17 protein-coding genes are annotated in these 19,642 nt (G+C 51.8%); 6 read left to right on the top strand and 11 right to left on the bottom strand.

Going from position 1 to position 19,642, the window contains the following annotated elements:
- The 3 genes from ACLJTG_RS19170 to ACLJTG_RS19160 all read left to right on the top strand — a co-directional run.
- On the top strand, nt 1-330 hold a 330-nt coding region (locus ACLJTG_RS19170; protein ID WP_224894296.1), incomplete at its 5' end, for a sodium ion-translocating decarboxylase subunit beta.
- Between the two features lie 134 nt (nt 331-464).
- Nucleotides 465-2,084: a sensor histidine kinase gene (locus tag ACLJTG_RS19165; protein ID WP_023216942.1), complete on the top strand. Its 1,620-nt coding sequence runs from the start codon at nt 465-467 to the stop codon at nt 2,082-2,084.
- Nucleotide 2,085: 1 nt separating this feature from the next.
- The gene (locus ACLJTG_RS19160) at nt 2,086-2,772 is read left to right on the top strand and encodes a response regulator (protein WP_000377415.1); all 687 of its coding nucleotides are present in this window, start codon (nt 2,086-2,088) and stop codon (nt 2,770-2,772) included.
- Nucleotides 2,773-2,793: 21 nt separating this feature from the next.
- Here ACLJTG_RS19160 and rihC read toward each other — a convergent pair whose 3' ends face one another.
- The 8 genes from rihC to ACLJTG_RS19120 all read right to left on the bottom strand — a co-directional run bounded on the left by rihC (nt 2,794) and on the right by ACLJTG_RS19120 (nt 11,204).
- The gene (gene rihC, locus ACLJTG_RS19155) at nt 2,794-3,714 is read right to left on the bottom strand and encodes a ribonucleoside hydrolase RihC (protein ID WP_000127279.1); all 921 of its coding nucleotides are present in this window, start codon (nt 3,712-3,714) and stop codon (nt 2,794-2,796) included.
- Nucleotides 3,715-3,729: 15 nt separating this feature from the next.
- Complete coding sequence (locus ACLJTG_RS19150; protein ID WP_000516322.1) at nt 3,730-4,932, bottom strand: XAC2610-related protein; 1,203 nt, start codon at nt 4,930-4,932, stop codon at nt 3,730-3,732.
- Nucleotides 4,933-5,131: 199 nt separating this feature from the next.
- Nucleotides 5,132-6,082: a 4-hydroxy-3-methylbut-2-enyl diphosphate reductase gene (ispH, locus tag ACLJTG_RS19145; RefSeq protein ID WP_001166422.1), complete on the bottom strand. Its 951-nt coding sequence runs from the start codon at nt 6,080-6,082 to the stop codon at nt 5,132-5,134.
- Nucleotides 6,083-6,084: 2 nt separating this feature from the next.
- Entirely contained in the window at nt 6,085-6,534 is a 450-nt protein-coding gene (gene fkpB, locus ACLJTG_RS19140) for an FKBP-type peptidyl-prolyl cis-trans isomerase (protein ID WP_410959047.1), read from the bottom strand.
- A gap of 141 nt (nt 6,535-6,675) precedes the next feature.
- The gene (lspA, locus tag ACLJTG_RS19135) at nt 6,676-7,164 is read right to left on the bottom strand and encodes a signal peptidase II (protein WP_000042735.1); all 489 of its coding nucleotides are present in this window, start codon (nt 7,162-7,164) and stop codon (nt 6,676-6,678) included.
- Nucleotides 7,164-9,998, bottom strand: coding sequence for an isoleucine--tRNA ligase (ileS, locus tag ACLJTG_RS19130; protein WP_001674865.1), 2,835 nt, complete (start codon nt 9,996-9,998; stop codon nt 7,164-7,166). Before ileS ends, lspA begins: the two co-directional genes overlap by 1 nt.
- Before the next feature lie 44 nt (nt 9,999-10,042).
- Nucleotides 10,043-10,981 (bottom strand): bifunctional riboflavin kinase/FAD synthetase, encoded by a 939-nt coding sequence (gene ribF / locus ACLJTG_RS19125; protein ID WP_198898350.1) that lies wholly within the window; start codon nt 10,979-10,981, stop codon nt 10,043-10,045.
- A 7-nt stretch (nt 10,982-10,988) separates the two neighbouring features.
- On the bottom strand, nt 10,989-11,204 hold the full coding sequence (locus ACLJTG_RS19120; RefSeq protein WP_001538903.1) for a DUF2575 family protein: 216 nt from the start codon (nt 11,202-11,204) through the stop codon (nt 10,989-10,991).
- A gap of 105 nt (nt 11,205-11,309) precedes the next feature.
- Between ACLJTG_RS19120 and rpsT the strand changes: the two genes are divergently transcribed.
- The 3 genes from rpsT to ACLJTG_RS19105 all read left to right on the top strand — a co-directional run bounded on the left by rpsT (nt 11,310) and on the right by ACLJTG_RS19105 (nt 15,481).
- Nucleotides 11,310-11,573: a 30S ribosomal protein S20 gene (gene rpsT / locus ACLJTG_RS19115; protein ID WP_001518655.1), complete on the top strand. Its 264-nt coding sequence runs from the start codon at nt 11,310-11,312 to the stop codon at nt 11,571-11,573.
- Between the two features lie 455 nt (nt 11,574-12,028).
- Nucleotides 12,029-13,402, top strand: a complete 1,374-nt coding sequence (locus tag ACLJTG_RS19110) for an MFS transporter (RefSeq protein ID WP_000099989.1) — start codon at nt 12,029-12,031, stop codon at nt 13,400-13,402.
- 39 nt (nt 13,403-13,441) lie between these two features.
- Nucleotides 13,442-15,481, top strand: coding sequence for a TIM-barrel domain-containing protein (locus tag ACLJTG_RS19105; protein ID WP_079984467.1), 2,040 nt, complete (start codon nt 13,442-13,444; stop codon nt 15,479-15,481).
- A gap of 54 nt (nt 15,482-15,535) precedes the next feature.
- On the opposite strand, the gene nhaR is transcribed toward ACLJTG_RS19105, so the two are convergent.
- The 3 genes from nhaR to ACLJTG_RS19090 all read right to left on the bottom strand — a co-directional run bounded on the left by nhaR (nt 15,536) and on the right by ACLJTG_RS19090 (nt 19,541).
- Nucleotides 15,536-16,435 carry a transcriptional activator NhaR gene (gene nhaR, locus ACLJTG_RS19100; protein ID WP_000062872.1) on the bottom strand — a complete coding sequence of 300 codons (900 nt, stop codon included), beginning with the start codon at nt 16,433-16,435 and terminating at the stop codon, nt 15,536-15,538.
- 61 nt (nt 16,436-16,496) lie between these two features.
- Nucleotides 16,497-17,663 (bottom strand): Na+/H+ antiporter NhaA, encoded by a 1,167-nt coding sequence (gene nhaA / locus ACLJTG_RS19095; RefSeq protein ID WP_000681340.1) that lies wholly within the window; start codon nt 17,661-17,663, stop codon nt 16,497-16,499.
- 162 nt (nt 17,664-17,825) lie between these two features.
- Nucleotides 17,826-19,541, bottom strand: a complete 1,716-nt coding sequence (locus ACLJTG_RS19090) for an aryl-sulfate sulfotransferase (protein WP_198898351.1) — start codon at nt 19,539-19,541, stop codon at nt 17,826-17,828.
- Nucleotides 19,542-19,642: the final 101 nt, after the last annotated feature.

The raw sequence follows: 19,642 nt of genomic DNA, 5'->3' as shown, positions 1-19,642 counted from the left end.
GTGGGCGCGAAGCTGGTCGCGGATAAGTTCCTGCAGCCGCAGACGCTGGGCATTCTGCTGCTGGGGGTGATTGCGTTTGGTATCGGGACGGCGGCCGGGGTGTTGATGGCGAAGCTGATGAACCTGTGCAGTAAGAACAAAATCAACCCGCTTATCGGTTCGGCGGGGGTGTCGGCGGTGCCGATGGCGGCACGCGTATCGAACAAAGTGGGGCTGGAGTCGGACGCGCAGAACTTCCTGCTGATGCACGCGATGGGCCCGAACGTAGCAGGGGTGATTGGCTCGGCCATTGCGGCGGGCGTGATGCTGAAGTACGTGCTGGCGATGTAATAGTGGATGGGATACGCATGTCGTATCCCATTTTCATCCAAATTTTTTCTGAAAGAAAAGTAAGTATGAACTGGTTCAGGTTCCGGTGATGCCGAATGCAAGAAAATACCGTAATTAAATATCTAAATACCAATATGTTTATACGGGAAATTACACGCTGGTTTGCCAGACGCTCGTTTCAAAACCGGATATTTCTACTGATCCTGTTTACATCCACCATCGTGATGCTGGCAATCACCTGGTATCTGACCGATATCACGAAAGAGCGCCTGCATTATCAGGTGGGCCAACGTGCGCTTATTCAGGCAATGCAAATATCCGCTATGCCAGAATTAGTTGAAGCCGTAGAGGCGCATGATTTGTCACGCATCAAAGCGCTGATTGACCCAATGCGCTCGTTTTCGGATGCGACTTACATTACCGTTGGCAACGAAAAAGGTCAGCGACTGTATCACGTCAACCCGGATGAGATCGGCAAATATATGGAGGGCGGCGATAGCGACGACGCGCTGTATAACGCTAAAAGCTACGTATCGGTGCGCAAAGGTTCATTAGGCTCTTCCCTACGTGGTAAATCCCCGATTCAGGACAGTACCGGTAAAGTCATCGGTATTGTTTCCGTCGGCTATACTCTGGAACAGTTGGAGAGCTGGCTTAACTTACAAATCAGCTCGTTGCTGTTCCCGATGGCGTTACTGCTGCTGGTACTGTTGTACTGTGCCCGCCGCTTCTCGCTGCATATTAAAAAGCAGATGCTTAACATGGAGCCGCAGCAGCTTTCACAACTATTAATTCAGCAAAGCGTGTTATTTGAGTCGGTATTTGAAGGGTTGATCGCCATTGACTCCCATCACCGTATTACCGCCATTAACCAAACGGCTCGCCGCTTATTGAATCTGAGCCAACCGGAATCTGAACTCATTGGCTATGCAATCCACCATGTCGTGTTGCCGGAGGCCTTCTTTTACGATGCGCCGCAAAAAAACAAAAAAGATGAGATCGTCACCTTTAACCAAATGAAAGTCATCGCCAGTCGCATGGCGGTCATTATTGACAACCAGCCTCAGGGCTGGGTTATTAGCTTTCGCAACAAAGACGATATCAATACACTCAGCCTGCAGTTAAGTCAGGTGCGGCAATACGCCGATAACCTGCGCGCCGTGCAGCATGAGCATCGCAACCTTATTTCCACCATTGCCGGACTGCTGTTCCTGAAGCGCTACGATAATGCGCTGGCGCTGATTCAGCAGCAGTCGGAAAGCCACCAGAAAGTACTCGATTTTATTTCCCATAATTTCCGCGACCACCACCTTGCGGGGCTATTAATCGGTAAATATTATCGGGCAAAAGAGCTGGGGCTGGAGCTGATTTTCGATCCTTCAAGCTTTGTTGAACACCTGCCGTCATCGCTCTCGCATAATGAATGGATTTCGATTGTTGGCAATTTATTGGACAACGCCTATAACGCTACCCTGCTCAATAGTGAAGGCTCGCGACAGATTGAGTGCCTGATCAATAGCGAAGGTAATGAAGTCATTATTGAAGTTGCCGATCAGGGATGTGGTATTGACGAAAATATCCGCCAGCATATTTTCGAGCGTGGAGTGACCACCCACAACAACGGCGATCACGGAATTGGATTATGGTTGGTGCACAGCTACGTCAAGCAGGCCAATGGCGACATTATCGTCGATAACAATAATCCTTTTGGCACCATTTTTACCCTCTATATCCCTTTTACCAGAGAAGAATAACATGGATAGCATTACGACACTCATCGTTGAAGACGAACCGATGCTAGCGGAAATCCTGGTGGACACCATCAAGCTTTTTCCCCAGTTTTCAATCGTCGGCATCGCAGACAAACTGGAAAGTGCAAAGAAGCAAATACGCCTCTATCAACCACAGTTAATTCTATTGGATAATTTTTTACCCGATGGCAAAGGGATCGATTTAATTCGTCATACCATCAGCACCAACTACACGGGGCGAATTATTTTCATTACCGCCGACAATCATATGGATACCATCAGCGATGCCTTACGCATGGGCGTATTCGATTATCTGATTAAGCCGGTACATTATCAGCGCCTGCAGCATACCCTGGAGCGGTTCACCCGTTACCGCAGTTCGTTACGTTCCAGTGAGCAGGCAAACCAGACGCACGTTGATGCCTTATTTAATATCCAGGCCAAAGAACAAACCGCAGAACCGAATAGCGGACTGCGGGGAATTGATGAAAACACCTTCAACCGGGTACGACAAATATTCGCCGACCCGCAGGCAGTACATACAGCAGACACTCTGGCGCAAATTCTGGGCAGCAGTAAAACCACTGCCCGACGCTATCTGGAACAAGGCGTGAAAAATAACTTTCTCGAAGCGGAGATCAGCTACGGGAAAGTGGGCAGGCCGGAGAGACTCTATCGCGGCAAAGTATGAGATTATGGCGCCAACATGTAATTACGGCGCATAGGCAAACACCTCAGCCACCCACTGACGAAAACCGTCCACATCCAGCGCCAGCGCCACCTGCGCGTTGGCGGGCTGCCCCAGACGCCCTTCAATATCAACGACCGTCGTGCCTGCGGTATATTCCCCCTGCGTTTCTACGGCCACAAAACAGGATTGCAGGGTAAAAAGCTCCGGACGCACCAGCCAGGCGATCGCACAGAGATCGTGCATCCGGACGCCAGTGCGCATACTACCGCTGCGATAATGGTTGAACAGGCTGTGCAACATCTTACCGGTGCGATTCAGCGCAGGCAGTTTATTCAGAAAATCTGGCGAGAGCATTGCCTGATTCGTGACATCAAGCCCACACATCACAATCTCCAGACCGCTGCGGAACACCAGCGCCGCGGCCTCCGGATCGACAGCAATGTTAAATTCAGCATTAGGCGTAAAATTGCCGCGCCCTGCGGAACCGCCCATCAACACCAGACGGCGAATGTTACACGCACACTCCGGATAGTGCATCAGTAGCAACGCAATATTGGTCAATGGCCCAATCGCCACTAATGTCATGGGCTCCGGGGCGTTCATCAGCACATCCCGGATAGCGATAAACGCAGGCTTCGCCAACGGTTGGCGCTGATGGTCGACAAAATCATAGCCTTCCATACCGGATTCGCCGTGGACGTATGCCGCATCGCGTAACGGACGCAGCAGCGGCGTCGCGGCCCCCTGGGCAAGTGGGATATCGCTGTTCCAGAAATGCAGAAGCTGCAACGCATTACGGGTCGTTTTTTCAACGGAAACATTGCCTGCGACGGTGGTTATTAGTTGCAGATCAAGCTGGGGGGCGAACAGCGCGGCGGCAATCGCAGCCGCGTCATCAATGCCCGGATCGGTATCAAGAATAATGTGTAGGGATGCTGTCATTAATGCTCTCCTGACCTATTGTTTTATATCTTCATACTCAGCGCGACTGATACAGGCATCAGGCACATCGTCATCCGTCACCAGACGCGGACTTAGCTTATCACCTTCGACAAACGGAACTAATGGGCAAAAACGCCCTGGCGATGCTTTGTTTTCCTGCCACTGAATCTCAAGCGATTCGGGCTCAGCGCCGGGTTTTTCTGCCTGAATTACGGTACGAACATTACCGGTTAGCCAAAAAGATTGACACGTCCCATCAAGGCTAAGAGGCGGCGTCAAATGACCATTTTTACGTACTAGCGGATAAATAATACGCCCATCAGCGTAGGAAGGTGTCATGTAGCAGTTATACATTTTGCCTTTACTGATCACAGGCTGAAAGTAGCTTTCACCGCGATCGATCAGTTCAATCGTTTTTCCTTTCCAACGATACACATTGACGCCATGGCTGCAGCAACCGCCGCGCCAATAGCTGACAATCTGTTTATGTTCAGCATCGATCTCTGGTGAAGTGATTTCCTGATAAGACGCTGGCGCATCAACATAACGCTGTTTGGCGGGGTCATAGAGCCATGTTTGTACTGGAGCATCCGGCCCAGCAAGTAACTCTGTTACAATCGATAGATCCGGGTAGCCATCAAAATTGACATCCCCCCATTGAGGCATAAACGGGCTACAAGTGCCCACCGAGGCGGTATCTAAGGTCTGTATGAGTTTACCATCACGGTATAATTTTATCGCCGAAATGGCCGGCGTATTGCCGCAATCAATCTCTTTGGAAGGGTCGTAACCCCCTGCATCATTCGTGTTCGTGACCAGCACAATATCAGGGGAGTTTTTAGGTTTGTAATAGATAAGGGCAACAGGAAAATGTCGTTTTTTATCTGCGGACGTCCATTCGCCTTTAATCTCACTGCTGGAGATTTCCGCATTCCAGTAACCCGAAAGCGCCTTTACGCGTTCTTCAAGATGCACCTCTTTATCCTGGAGTGAGCCGCGTAGAACAATCACTGCCTTGTGCTGATTGCAAGGTTCATAGCAGTAATACCCATTAAGAGAGTTACCAAATCGCGTGATATTAACGTTTACCGGTTTCCCCGCGATAGTCCCGGTATAGTTTCGCTCCCAGGCAGGTAGCTCCAGCACCGTGGCGCTTGTTGCGTCCATCCAAAAGCCGATGGCGAGTAACGTTGGCAATCCATATTTTATTTTGCCCATTTCCCTTATCCCTGTAGGCATTACAACCAAAAAACCAGCAACGATTGTGCTGGTTTTTCAGATGAATAGCAAAAAGGTGGGGCATTAGCAACGGATGACGACTACGCCTTATTTTTCCTGTCGCACATTGAATATCAAAAGAAATTCTTAAGATCTGGTCAACGTAGCGTCATCAGGCAGATTTCTGAATTATGAAATCTTATTCGACCTCACGAACATCCACACGCAGCTCTTTCGGCACTTCGAAAACAATATTTTCTTCGCGCCCCTCAAGCGTGACGGCTTCGCCGCCGCCAAACTCGCGCAGACGCGCAATAACATTCTGCACCAGAATATCCGGCGCGGAAGCGCCAGCAGTGACGCCGACGCAGGCGGCTTCTTTCACCCACGCCTCCTGGATATCCGCCGCATCGTCGATAAGAAACGCGGTTCTTCCCATCCGTTGGGCCAGTTCCGCCAGCCGGTTAGAGTTAGAAGAGTTTTTCGAGCCGACCACCAGCACCACGTCAGCCTGCTCCGCCAACGCCCGCACCGCTTCCTGACGATTGGTAGTGGCATAGCAAATATCGTCTTTGCGCGGGCCGACGATTTTCGGAAAGCGTTTACGCAGCGCATCAATCACATCGGACGTATCGTCCACGGAAAGCGTGGTTTGCGTCATGAAGGAGAGCTTGCCTTCATTTTTGACATTCAGCGTCCAGACGTCCTCTGGCGACTCCACCAGGTACATCCCCCCTTCCGGGTTGCTGTACTGGCCCATGGTGCCTTCCACTTCCGGGTGCCCGGCGTGGCCGATGAGAATAGATTCTTCACCGCGACGGCTGGCGCGCGCCACTTCCATATGGACTTTCGTCACCAGCGGGCAGGTGGCGTCAAAAACGGTAAGATCGCGGCTTTTCGCCTCGTTACGCACCGCCTGGGAAACCCCATGAGCGGAGAAGATCAGAATGGCGCCATCCGGCACTTCGCTAATTTGCTCTATAAAGATCGCCCCGCGCTTGCGCAGGCTGTCCACTACATAGCGGTTATGCACGACTTCGTGCCGAACGTAAATTGGCGCGCCGTAAATGGCGAGCGCATTTTCAACAATGCTGATAGCGCGGTCTACCCCGGCGCAAAAACCGCGTGGGTTGGCCAACAGGATCTGCATGTTTATGCCTCCAGCGCCGGATCGATTTCCAGCACTTCAATATCAAAGTGAACGGTATGCCCGGCCAGCGGATGGTTAAAATCAACGGTAATCGAGTCACCGTTGATTTCGCGAATCACGCCAGGCATTTCGCTGCCATCCATTGCGGTAAAAAGCATAATCGCCCCGACTTCCGGTTCGCCCGCCGCCATAAACTCACGGCGCGAGAAATACTGGATCAAGTCCGGACTGTGGACGCCAAACGCGGCGTCAGGCTCCAGCGAAAACGCTTTCTTTTCCCCTTCTTTCAACCCCAGAAGCTGCTGCTCCAGACCTTCGGAAAGCGAGGTATCGCCAAGACGGAACAGGGCTGGCTTGCCGTTATTGCGGGTAGATTCCGCCGTTGAGCCATCATCCAGTTTCAGGGTGAAGTGCACCAGCACCGCGCTATTGCTTTGAATCGAGTTAGACATGCAGGGACAGCCTTTTATCTTACGACGTTGGAATGACGATTATTGTTATACGTTTGGCGTAACGATTGCCCGGTGGCGCTACGCTTACCGGGCCTACAACGGATTGTAGGCCGGATAAGCGTAGCGCCATCCGGCATTATCTTACGCCTGCTTTTTCGGCAGGAAACCTTCCAGTACTATCAGCGCCGCGCCGATACAGATCGCGCTATCGGCAAGGTTGAACGTCGCGAAATGCCAGTCGCCGACGTAAAAATCGATCATATCGACAACAAAGCCGTGCCACAGGCGGTCGAACAGGTTACCCAGCGCGCCGCCGATGATTAACGCATAAGCGATATTATTCAGCTTCTGCGTCGCTTTCGAGCGATACATCATCACCAAAAGAATTACGCAGATCCCTATCGCAATCCCGGCAAAGAACCAGCGCTGCCAGCCGCCGCTATCCGCCAGGAAGCTAAAAGCCGCGCCGTAGTTACGCGCATAATGCAGATTAAGCGACGGGAACAGCCCTACCGTATCCCCCAGAGCGAAATTCTGGAGGATCAGGTATTTGCTGCCCAAATCGATAATCAGCACGACTACTACCAGCCATAGCCAGCGTAGTCCTGTTGAACAGAGTGGTTTACTCATCAGGCAAATTTACGTTGTTCGCCATTACCGGCGATGTTGCTGACACAGCGTCCGCAGATATCTGCATGTTCCGCCACCTTGCCGACATCAGTAGTGTAGTGCCAGCAGCGCGGACACTTATCACCCTCGGCACGCGTTACCACTGCCTGAACTGTCGTATTACCAGCATTGTACTGAATATTTTCATCATCAATACCCCCCGCTTGCTCAGAAATCACGAACTGGGAAGTAATGAAGATAAATCTGACCTCTTCGCCCAACAGTTTCAGCTTCTTGATCGTACCGTTAGCATCGTCAGCATATTTCAGCGTCACTTTTGCTTCCAGGTTCGATTTGATGCCATTGGCTTTCTGATTTTCCAGCTCTTTGTTGACCTGGTCCTTGATATAGCGGACATCGTCCCAGAATGCGTCATTAAATTCTTCATTCTCTTCCAGGCCAAACAACCCGTCGTACCATTCGCCGGTGAAGACATATTTTTCACGCTCGCCCGGCAGGTAGCCCCAGATTTCATCAGCCGTGAAGGACATGATCGGCGCCATCCAGCGAACCAGCGCTTCTGCGATATGATACAGCGCAGTCTGGCAGCTACGACGCGCGACGCTATCAGCCTTCGCGGTGTACTGGCGGTCTTTGATGATGTCGAGGTAGAACGAACCCATTTCAACGGAGCAGAAGCGCATCAGGCGCTGTACCACTTCATGGAAGTCGTAAGCTTCGTATGCCTTCAGAATCTCTTGCTGCGCCGTTTTCGCGCAGCCCACCGCCCACCTGTCCAGCACAACCATCTCTTCCGGTTTGACCATATCGGTGGCCGGATTGAAGCCATTGAGGTTCGCCAGCAGGAAGCGCGCGGTATTACGGATACGACGATAGCTGTCGGCAGCACGTTTCAGGATTTCGTCAGAGACCGCCATTTCGCCGGTATAGTCAGTAGACGCTACCCACAGACGCAGGATATCCGCGCCCAGTTTATTCATCACATCCTGCGGCGACACGGTGTTACCGATGGACTTGGACATCTTGCGCCCCTGACCATCGACGGTGAAGCCGTGAGTCAGTACCTGGCGGTATGGCGCTTTGCCTTTCATCGCCACGCTAATCATCAGGGAGGACATAAACCAGCCGCGATGCTGGTCAGAGCCTTCCAGATACATATCGGCAGCGTGACCGGCGAATTCCGGACGCGCATCAACCACGGAATAACTGGTGGAACCGGAATCAAACCAAACGTCCAACGTATCCGGAACTTTCTCGTATTGATCGGCATCTTCGCCGAGGATCTCTTTCGGGTCGAGATCCCACCACGCCTGGATACCGTCAACTTCGACGCGTTTCGCCACCTCTTCCATCGCCGCCAGAGTACGCTCAATCGGCAGCAGCTCCTGCGTTTCTTTATGCACGAACAGCGACATCGGTACGCCCCAGGTACGCTGACGTGAGATACACCAGTCAGGACGGTTAGCGACCATTGATTCAATACGCGCCTGACCCCAGTCCGGGATCCACTGAACGCCTTTGATCTCTTTCAGGGACTGTTGACGAAGCCCTTCTTTATCCATGCTGACGAACCACTGCGGGGTCGCGCGGAAAATGATCGGCGTTTTGTGACGCCAACAGCACGGATAGCTGTGCTGCATTTTTTCGACATGCAGTAGCGCGCCTTTTTCTTTCAGCAGTTCAATAACGATATCGTTCGCTTTGAAGACGTTAACACCGTCAAGCGTTGGATATGTGCCTGGCAGGTAAGCGCCGTCCGGCCCAACCGGGTTAGCCGTTTCCAGGCCATACTTTTGGCCGATCACGTAGTCATCCGGGCCGTGGCCAGGGGCGGTATGTACCGCGCCGGTACCGGCGTCCAGGGTGACGTGATCGCCGAGGATCGCCGGCACGTCAAAGCCCATAAACGGATGGGTAAAGCGCAGCAGTTCCAGCTCCGCGCCTTTAACGGTGCCGAGAATGGTGTATTCAGCCGCGCCAATACGCTGCATGACGCTTTCAACCAGATCTTTCGCCAGAATCACCGCCTGGCCGTCAATCTGCACCAGCGCATAATCAAAGTCCGGCGCCAGGGAGATGGCGCGGTTAGCCGGCAGCGTCCACGGCGTGGTGGTCCAGATAACCAGCGACACAGGGCCGCTCACGCCCGGCAGACCGAACTTCGCTTTCACCGCATCCTGATCGACGGCGCGGAACGCCACGTCGATAGACGGTGAAGTTTTGTCGTAATATTCAACTTCCGCTTCCGCCAGCGCGGAACGGCAGTCAACGCACCAGTGCACCGGCTTAGCGCCTTTGTGCAGATGACCGTTTTTGATAATTCTGCCCAGCGCGCGGATGATGTTGGCTTCGGTTTTGAAGTCCATGGTCAGGTACGGATGCGACCAGTCGCCCAACACGCCCAGACGAATGAAGTCTTTACGCTGGCCGTCAACCTGAGTGGCGGCATATTCGCGGCACTTGGCGCGGAATTCAGCGGCGGTGAATTTCTCGCCCGGCTTACCGAACTCCTGCTCGACTTTCAGCTCGATAGGCAGACCGTGACAGTCCCAGCCCGGCACGTAAGGCGAGTCAAATCCCGACAGCCCTTTGGACTTCACGATAATGTCTTTCAGAATCTTGTTAACTGAGTGACCAATATGAATGCTGCCATTCGCATATGGAGGGCCATCATGCAGAATGAAGGTTTTTTTGCCTTTTTTGGCCGCACGAATGATGCCGTACAGATCATCATCGGTCCAACGCGCCAGCATTCCCGGTTCACGCTTGGCGAGGTCGCCGCGCATCGGGAACCCTGTTTCCGGCAAATTCAGGGTCGATTTATAGTCACTCATCAGATTCTCGGTTCCGTATTTCGGTTTGATAAACACCGTCAGGGTTACACCTGCCCGGCTAGCCCAAAAAACTTGCGGGCCGTTAACTCATCGCGTGCGATTTGCGCTTTTAGCTCATCAAGCGACGCAAATCGCTGCTCATTACGTATCTTTTTACGCAGTATTACATCTATATGGCGACCGTAGAGGTCCATTACAACGTCCAGCAGATGCACTTCCAGTTGTTGACGCACGCCAGCCACCGTTGGACGAGTGCCAATGTTCGCTACGCCGGGTAACGGCTTATCGCCAAGCCCGGTGACTTCCACCGCATAGACCCCTTTGACCGGGGAGACCTGACGGCGCAGCGGTAAGTTCGCCGTCGGGAAGCCAATGGTACGTCCCAGCTCGTCGCCATGAACGACACGCCCGGAAATAGTAAAGGGATGTCCCAGCAGACTTTCGGCAAGCGCCAGGTTATCTTCCGCCAGCGCCTGTCTCACTGCGGTACTACTGATACGCACGCCGCCTTCACAAAAGGTTTGGGTGCTGGAAACCGCAAAACCATACTCCGCCCCCGCCTTCTGTAATAACAAGAAATCGCCCGCGCGGCTAGCACCAAAGCGGAAATCATCGCCGACGGCAAGAAATTGCACGCCAAGTCGCTCCACCAGCAGTTCGCTGATAAACGTTTGCGCCGTCAAAGCGGCAAAGCTGCGATCGAATTTCACGCACAGCACATAGTCCACGCCGCACTGCGCAAGGTAATGCAGTTTTTCACGCAGGCGCGTCAGGCGAGCGGGCGCTTTATCCGTCGCGAACAGCTCCAGCGGCTGCGGTTCGAAAATCATGACCACCACCGGCAGACCGCGTCTGCGCCCTTCTTCCTGCAAACCCTGCAGTAGAGCGCGATGCCCCCGATGTACGCCGTCGAAATTACCAATGGTCAGCACACACCCATGCGGGGCCTGACTGAGATTATGTATGCCGCGTATCAGCTTCATGTCTGACTCAAAACAGTGAAAATCGCAAGAGTATACCTTGTACAGCGGTCAAGGTTAACCGACTATTGCCCTGAGGAAACATAAAGAAGATGCTTTTCATCGCCATGCGGCAAACTCCGCCCCAAAACCCGCCGCTTAATGCAATTTTTCTCATGGAAAGGCTGTATTCACAGCACGCAAGCTGGTAGAATCCTGCGCCATCACTACGCAACGAGTGCTGCAATTTAAACGGCGCTTATTTGCACAAATCCATTGACAAAAGAAGGCTAAAAGGGCATATTCCTCGGCCTTTGAATTGTCCATATAGAACACATTTGGGAGTTGGACCTTGGCTAATATCAAATCAGCTAAGAAGCGCGCCGTTCAGTCTGAAAAGGCTCGTAAGCACAACGCAAGCCGTCGCTCTATGATGCGTACTTTCATCAAGAAAGTATACGCAGCTATCGAAGCTGGCGACAAAGCTGCTGCACTGAAAGCATTTAACGAAATGCAACCGATCGTGGACCGTCAGGCTGCTAAAGGTCTGATCCACAAAAACAAAGCTGCACGTCATAAAGCTAACCTGACTGCACAGATCAACAAACTGGCTTAATCGCCTGCTTGTTATCAGCTTTGTAGAAAAACCCGCGTAAAGCGGGTTTTTTTATGCCTGCTATCTGCCGTTTTGCTCGACAACCGCTGGCTCTGACCTCACTCGTTCACGCTCTTCCTGACCAGCCTATTTTTTCAGCTACCCCTCCCTTAGTCACGTAATACTTGAAAGTTATTTTCTTTCACTGTTTTCCTTTTCTTATTTCATTACTGAAAAAACTGTGACCACCTTAGCAAATAAAAACATCGCTCATTCAAAAACTAATAAACGCAATCCTGATGTAAGATTTAATAATTGATTGATGCCGTCGGGTTAACTACTTTTCATGTACACCTTACTTACTCATTTTAATCTGAGGTTAAATTCAAAAACGACATAAAAATAATATTCAAAACTTGCTTAGAAAGTAGAGGTTGTTTTTCTGGGCGTATCGTACCAATATCGGAGTTATCATTATGAGTTCTGTCATTGAGGATACCCAGCCTTCCGGGTCAGCATCATTGTCTTTACTACAGCGTATTAGCTACGGCTCTTTGGATGTGGCGGGTAATCTGCTGTACTGCTTCGGTTCAACGTACATTTTATATTTCTACACAGACGTTGCGGGCATTAGCCTTGCCGTAGCAGGCGTTATCCTGCTGCTGGCGCGTATTATCGATGGCATAGACGCCCCCATATGGGGGATCATCATCGATAAAACACGTTCACGCTACGGTAAATGTCGTCCCTGGTTTTTATGGTTACCGCTGCCTTTTGCGGTATTCAGCGCACTGTCATTTTGGTCTCCTGATATCAGTATGACAGGAAAAGCCATCTATGCAGCAATATCTTATATGATTGCCAGCATTCTATTTACCGGACTTAATACACCACTCAGTGCAATATTACCCCTGATGACCTTATCTCCCAAAGAAAGACTGGTTTTAAATTCCTGGCGAATGACCGGTGGGCAAATTGGGGTTTTATTAATGAACGCGACCGCCTTGCCGTTAGTCGCTTTTTTAGGTAACGGTGATGATCACGCTGGTTTTATTTATACGGCAATTACGTTTGCCATTATATCCTGCGCGCTAACGCTCTTTGCGTTTAAAAACATTCGTGAAATGGATACGGATAAAATACAGCATGAACCTAAGTTGCCGATGAAAAAAAGTTTCGCGGCGATGAAAGGTAACTGGCCGTGGATCCTGATGGTGCTGGCTAATCTGATCTTCTGGATTGCCCTACAGCAGCGCAACACGACCATTGTCTATTATCTGACCTACAACCTCGACCGTAAAGATCTGGTACCGCTGATTAACAGCCTGGCGACGATTCAGATCCTGTTTATCATCGCTATCCCCTTCTTTAGCAAATACCTGGCTAAAACCTGGATATGGGTAGGCGGTCTGCTGGTCGCCACGTTTGGCGGCGTCATGATGTGGCTGGCAGCGGACAACATTACTTTCCTCATCGCCGCCTGGATACTCGGCAATATCGGCAGCGGTATCGCCTGCTCAATGCCATTTGCCATGCTGGGCTTCGCCGTTGATTTCGGCGCCTGGAAGACCGGTATTAAGGCTACCGGCATTCTTATCGCCTTCGGCAGCACCTTCTGCATCAAGATGGGTAGTGGCCTCGGCACCGCTTTCGCCGCCTGGATCATGAACAGTTTTGGCTATGTCCCCAACCATGCCCAGAGTGCTGCGGGTCTGGAGGGCATTATCTGGGCCTTTATCTGGGCACCCGCCCTACTCTTCGCGCTCGCAGCGATCCCACTACTTTTCTTTCGCAAATACGAAGCGATGGAAGAGAAGATTCGCCACGATCTGGAAACCGTCAACTCATAACGTTCTTTACCTTCACCCTCGAATATGGGAGGCACCACCATGCCATTTATGCAACAAGACCCGCGTCGTCTGGTCTGGCAGCAAAACGATCGCTATTTATGGATTGAACCCTGGGGCGAGAACAGCCTGCGCGTACGCAGCGGCCGTCATCTGCCGGTAATGAGAAATGAAGACTGGGCATTGACTGAGCCAGTCGCAGAAAGCCAGTGCCACATTGATTATGAGCACCACCAGGCAACGCTGACCAACGGCAAAATTATCGCTATCGTCAATCAAAAAGGACAAGTTACCTTTTACCGCCATCCACACAAACCACTGTTGCAGGAGTTCTGGCGCCTGCGGGGCGAAATTGGCGAGGATGAATCATCTCACGGCCAGTACGTCAGCGCACTCAACCTTGAGGGACGCGAGTTCCGCCCGATTCAGGGTGGGAAATATTCACTGAAAGCCCGCTTCGAAGCCACCGAAGGGGAAAAAATTTATGGCATGGGGCAGTATCAACAGGCCAACCTGGATCTCAAAGGATGCGTGCTTGAGCTGGCGCAACGTAACTCCCAGGCCTCAGTACCGTTTATGCTCTCTAGTCTGGGCTACGGATTTTTATGGAACAACCCGGCAGTCGGACGCGTAACCTTTGCCCAAAACGTTACCGAATGGGAAGCGCAGGTCAGCGAACAGTTAGACTACTGGATCACGGCTGGCGATACCCCGGCAGAAATTAGCCGGGCTTACGCGCTGGCTACCGGCACGCCGCCGATGATGCCGGACTACGCCATGGGCTTCTGGCAGTGCAAACTCCGTTATCGTACGCAGGAAGAGCTGCTGGAGGTCGCCCGCGAATATAAGCGCCGCAATCTGCCTATCTCAGTGATCGTTATCGACTTCTTTCACTGGCCGAATCAGGGTGACTGGATGTTCGATGCGCGCGACTGGCCCGATCCTGATGCCATGATTGCCGAGCTGAAATCGCTGGGAATTGAGCTGATGGTCTCCGTCTGGCCGACGGTGGATAACCGTACCGAAAGCTATCGGGAGATGCGCGAAAACGGCTGGCTGGTACAAACGGAACGTGGCTTGCCGATCAATATGGATTTCCTCGGCAATACTACTTACTTTGATGCGACTCATCCGGGCGCGCGCGACTACGTCTGGGGCAAAGCCAAACGCAACTATTACGATAAAGGCGTGAAGTTATTCTGGTTAGATGAAGCCGAACCTGAGTTCAGCGTTTACGACTACGACAACTATCGCTACCATGCCGGGCCGGTACTGGAAGTGGGCAATATCTACCCACGTATGTACGCTAAAACCTTTTTTGACGGCATGAAAGCCGATGGCGAAGACCAGGTTATCAACCTGCTACGCTGCGCCTGGGCCGGCAGTCAGAAGTACGGCGCTCTGGTCTGGTCAGGGGATATTCACTCCTCGTTTAGATCGCTGCGCAACCAGTTTGCCGCCGGACTCAATATGGGAATAGCAGGGATACCGTGGTGGACGACGGATATCGGCGGTTTCCATGGCGGTAATATTCACGACCCGAAATTCCATGAATTGCTAATTCGCTGGTTCCAGTGGGGCGTCTTTAGTCCGGTGATGCGTCTGCACGGCAACCGCGATCCGCAGATTTTACCCGCGCAACCGTACCGGGATGGCATTGCTCAATGCCCTACAGGTGCGCCGAACGAGGTCTGGAGCTATGGTGAGGAAGTATGCGAGGTACTGACAGGTTGCCTGGCGTTGCGAGAAAAACTCAAGCCCTATATCAAAGCGCTGATGGAGGAAACCCATAAGCACAATTCGCCAGTGATGCGCCCCCTGTTCTTTGAATTCCCCGAACAGGAAACAAGTTGGGCAATCACCGACCAGTATTGTTTTGGTCCTGACCTGCTGATCGCCCCCGTCATGCATGAAGGTATGCGCGAACGTGATGTCTGGCTACCAGAAGGGGAAACATGGACGGATCTTGCGACTGGTGAAAGCTATTCAGGAGGGCAGACGCTGCATTACGCTACGCCACTGAACAGAATTCCGGTGTTTATCCGCGAAGGTGGGCAGTACCGTAGCCTGCTGAACTTGTAGAATGATTCCGGCTGCGGGTTAATACCGCAGCCGGAAGTATTACGGTAGGTACGTCTACTGTAGTTTAAACAATGCCGAGTAGTCCGCATTGCAAATACGCTGCACCGCCGGATGCTGGATCATTCTCTCGGCAAAAATCGCATGATATTCTTCCATGACATTCTCCACGCGCCCAATCTCTATTACCGACTCATCGGCATAAAAATCCAGCGAATAAAGGCTCGGCGCCACAAAAATCGCATCGTGCGTCGCGCCAAACGCCTTCATTAAGGCCGCATCATCAAATTCACCGAGGATCTCAACCTGCAACCCCTGTGAATTAAACCAGTTCAACAACTTACGCCCCAGCATTGAGCGCCGTCCCGGCACCAGCAACCGTCGCTCTTCCAGGCAGGCAGGGAACGCTTTTTCAGGAAGCGGATTCGTACACCAGAAACTGACGCTGCATTCGCCGATTTTGACTGAGAATAGCCCCTCCTGCTGCGTGGAATCTATCGGGCAGTCGGAGATAATCATATCCAGCTTGTGCTGGCTGAGCTGTTCGAGCAACATTTCGTGCGTGGACTCGAAGCAACGCAGATGTATGGGTTCGTCTACCACCACCGCCGCATCCAGAACGCTGCTGACCAGACGCTTGGATAAAGCATCGGCGACGCCGACATCAAACAACAGGTTTGATTCTTTGCGGTAATTGACGATATCCAGCATCTCCTGGCTTAGCGTAAACATTTTGTCCGCATAGCGAAAAACCAGCTCGCCCAGTTCGCTGGGTTCAAGACCGCGTCCCTTACGTTTAAATAGCTTCCCCTGTAAACGCTCTTCCAGGGCTTTAATTTGACCAGTAATGGTTTGCGGCGTCAGAAAAAGCGCCTCTGCGGCACCCACGACAGAACCTTCTTTATAGACATGCCAGAAGTAATAAAGATGGTTGTAGTTAATATGAGACATGCTCATTCCTCTCCCTGTTCAATGTCGCAAGGGAGCGATACATCGCTCCCCCTTTCCTTCGTACTGATTATGCCGGCGCGTTCAAACGCGCGCGCAACCAGCTATACCCCACCACTGCGGAGAGCAATGAACCAATCAAAATGCCCAATTTCGCCCAGTTAATAAGTTCCGGATCGACATTGCCAAATGCCAGGCTGGCGATAAAGATGGACATCGTAAAGCCAATGCCACACAAAATGCCGACCGCCATGATTTGCTGATAAGTGGTCCCCTGCGGCAGATGCGCCAGCTTGAAACGCAGCGCCAGCCAGCAAAACAGGCTAATCCCCAGCGGCTTACCAATCAGCAGACCGGCAATAATTCCCAACGGCAGCATGGAGGTCAGACCGTCAATCGTGACGCCCTGAAGAGAAACGCCGGCATTCGCAAAAGCGAAGAGCGGCAGGATCAGGTACGCGACCCACGGGTGCAGAACATGCTCCAGACGCTTGGCCGGCGAGCGTCCGTGTTTTTCTTTCAGCGGAATAAAGAAGCCGACAATGACGCCTGCCAGCGTCGCGTGAACGCCGGACTTCAGTACCGCCGTCCACAGCACTGCCCCGACCAGAATATATACCCCAGTCCGTCTGACGCCGCACAGGTTCAGCAGCGCCAGCACGGCAATCGCGAACGCCGCCACGCCCAGCGAGACGATAGAAAGATCGCTGGTATAAAACAGTGCGATAATAACGATGGCGCCGAGATCATCGATGATCGCCAGCGCCATCAGGAAAATTTTCAGCGCCAGCGGAACCCGGCTGCCCAACAGCGCCAACACGCCCAGCGCAAAGGCGATATCCGTCGCGGCAGGAATAGCCCAGCCCTCGCGAGTGACCGGATCGGAGTAGTTAAAGGCCAGATAGAGCAATGCCGGTACAATCATCCCGCCGATGGCGGCAATCACCGGAAAAGCGGCCTGGCGCAGACTGGCTAACGAGCCTTGCATCAGTTCGCGCTTAACTTCCAGGCCAATCAACAGGAAAAACACGGCCATCAGCGCATCGTTGATCCACAACAGCATGTTTTTGTTGATCTCAAGCGCCCCAACCCGTAGCTGAACCGGCGTCTCCAGAAAATCATGATACCATCCACTGGTCGCGCCCATATTGGCCATCAGCATAGCCAGCGCAGCGGCGATGATGAGAATGATGCCCCCAGAGGCATCGCTGCTAAAAAATCGGTGCAGATGTTTCACTTTTTATTCTCTCAATCAGGTGAATTCTTCGGATCTACTATCTTACCTCGCCTGACTCATCGTTAAAATTAGATTATATATGATGAATAGCTCGTTTTTTACGAAATGAAGTCCGACTTACGCCGGACTTTTTTAGTGCAGTCAGTCATTGATGATAGACCGCTACGCGTACAGATCCATTTTATACACCCGGAAACTGGTAATATCGTAGCGATAGCCTTCCCCGTTCGTTTCCGCGTTTTTGTAGTAACCTGACGTCATGGTCGCTTCAAAAAGCACGGTTTTCTCCGTAGGCGCAATCTCCTGTAAAATTAGCAGCCCCATCGCCTCGCTGCCCGCCTGCGGATCGATAATATCGCTCTCGCCAGGCTGGCAAGAGATGGCGCGGCCATTTTCATCAAACGTGCAGTCGGCAAAATGCACCACAATATTGCCATTCTGCTGGATCTCTTTCGCGCTAACGCAGCTACTGTAGCCACGCGCGCCCAGCTCCTTGCCGTATTCAAATGGCCGCATAACGGTCATCTCATTCATATTCACCACGAAATGGACAATGCGGCTGTAGTTATCCGGCGGTAACAGGCTTTTGCTGTCATCACGTGAACGGTAGTTACCGTTATCAAATACCATAAACTCCACTATACCCGGCGTATTATTGGCGATTTCAACGACGTTATGCTGGCCCCACGTCCAAAAGTCACGGTCGGCCGCGTCGATATCCTCCTGTTTGCTAAAGTCGTAAAGCGCCACACCCTCACTGTCGACCGGGGTTAAAAGATAAGGCTGATAAGCGTCGTCCCAGTCTTCATGCGTTGACAAAATAAAGCGTAGCGCTTGCGTTTGCAGATCGACGCCAAACACCGCGCTCTGATGACGCCCGGACGCAATTAACAACTGATTCGTCTCATTCACGTAGCTCTGGTTTATGTGCAGCCAGTCTTTAACCGTCGGGTCTTCTCCCGGCGCCGTACCTGAAGGACGGGAAACCCGCGTCGTATCCAGCACTTTCGCCATATCGTAGTAAGCGGTCTCCAGCCTGGTAGTCAGATCGACAACCGATACGCCGTCTTCATTGGTTTTCAAATCGTCGGGCCGACCCGAGGTATATTCAGAGGGCGCAACAATGGTATTACTGTCCCACGGCCAGATAGAATGGTGAAATTGGTTATCGAGATTATAGAATGTGTGAAGACGCCCAATCATGTCGAACTCATACATATCCAGATAGGTATTTTTCGCTTCTGAAGTAGTGAGAAAATGGCCATTATCAATTCGAACAAAATTATAAGACGGATAATCCTGAGTAACGTACCAGCGCACCAGACCATTCTGATCTAATGCGTAATTATAGCGATCGAAATGCGTAATAAAATAAAACCCTGGCGCCATCTTGTCCGCATCGGTAGCAGGTTGCGTCACGTTGATAATCGGAAAACCTAATACGACTTCCGCGGAATCTACCGGCGGTAGCGGCTGTGTGGTGAGCGTATAGACGGCAAGTGGCGTATCTGCCTGAGAAAAGACAATATGGTTTTCAGTCTCCGCTACCAGCCCCAGAACCGGTAACAGATTTGCGCCTGGCGTAAGGGTGTAAAGATGTTCTATCGGCATCGCCGTTTTTGCCGCATCCTGGACCGTGACCATGATCTCAGCCGGTTCCAGACTCCAGACCCCGGCATAAGCGCTTAAAGGCGCCGTGCCGTAAGGGTCTAACAACATGAGCGCATTTTCTACCGTATTCTCTTGCGTGACCTGCGCAAGGCAATTTTCATAAATAGCGGTATGGTTAAGCACCATTTCATTATTGATATCGATACCCTGATTAATCGCCGGACGCGGCGCAGGAAGGACAACAGATGTTGCAGTCAACGTATTCATGATAAATCTCCAGTGTATTAATCTCATCGCCCCTCATGGGACCACGAAAATTAATACTCTGGATTTTTATGCCGACCGGATAAAATTCCGTAAAAACAGCT

This window comes from Salmonella sp. SAL00672 (assembly GCF_046552175.1).
In the GTDB taxonomy this organism is placed as follows: Bacteria; Pseudomonadota; Gammaproteobacteria; order Enterobacterales; family Enterobacteriaceae; genus Salmonella; species Salmonella enterica.
The sequence above is the reverse complement of the archived record's forward strand: the minus strand, read 5'-3'. Positions and strand labels throughout refer to the sequence as shown.

Bases quoted from the DNA above. Each gene is read 5' to 3' on its own strand.
- fkpB (WP_410959047.1), bottom strand. From the start codon at position 6,534: ATGTCTAACTCGATTCAAAGCAATAGCGCGGTGCTGGTGCACTTCACC.
- ileS (WP_001674865.1), bottom strand. From the start codon at position 9,998: ATGAGTGACTATAAATCGACCCTGAATTTGCCGGAAACAGGGTTCCCG.
- ACLJTG_RS19090 (WP_198898351.1), bottom strand. From the start codon at position 19,541: ATGAATACGTTGACTGCAACATCTGTTGTCCTTCCTGCGCCGCGTCCG.
- ribF (WP_198898350.1), bottom strand. From the start codon at position 10,981: ATGAAGCTGATACGCGGCATACATAATCTCAGTCAGGCCCCGCATGGG.
- ACLJTG_RS19165 (WP_023216942.1), top strand. From the start codon at position 465: ATGTTTATACGGGAAATTACACGCTGGTTTGCCAGACGCTCGTTTCAA.
- nhaR (WP_000062872.1), bottom strand. From the start codon at position 16,435: ATGAGCATGTCTCATATTAACTACAACCATCTTTATTACTTCTGGCAT.
- ACLJTG_RS19110 (WP_000099989.1), top strand. From the start codon at position 12,029: ATGAGTTCTGTCATTGAGGATACCCAGCCTTCCGGGTCAGCATCATTG.
- rihC (WP_000127279.1), bottom strand. From the start codon at position 3,714: ATGACAGCATCCCTACACATTATTCTTGATACCGATCCGGGCATTGAT.
- ACLJTG_RS19105 (WP_079984467.1), top strand. From the start codon at position 13,442: ATGCCATTTATGCAACAAGACCCGCGTCGTCTGGTCTGGCAGCAAAAC.
- ACLJTG_RS19160 (WP_000377415.1), top strand. From the start codon at position 2,086: ATGGATAGCATTACGACACTCATCGTTGAAGACGAACCGATGCTAGCG.
- ACLJTG_RS19150 (WP_000516322.1), bottom strand. From the start codon at position 4,932: ATGGGCAAAATAAAATATGGATTGCCAACGTTACTCGCCATCGGCTTT.
- lspA (WP_000042735.1), bottom strand. From the start codon at position 7,164: ATGAGTAAACCACTCTGTTCAACAGGACTACGCTGGCTATGGCTGGTA.
- ispH (WP_001166422.1), bottom strand. From the start codon at position 6,082: ATGCAGATCCTGTTGGCCAACCCACGCGGTTTTTGCGCCGGGGTAGAC.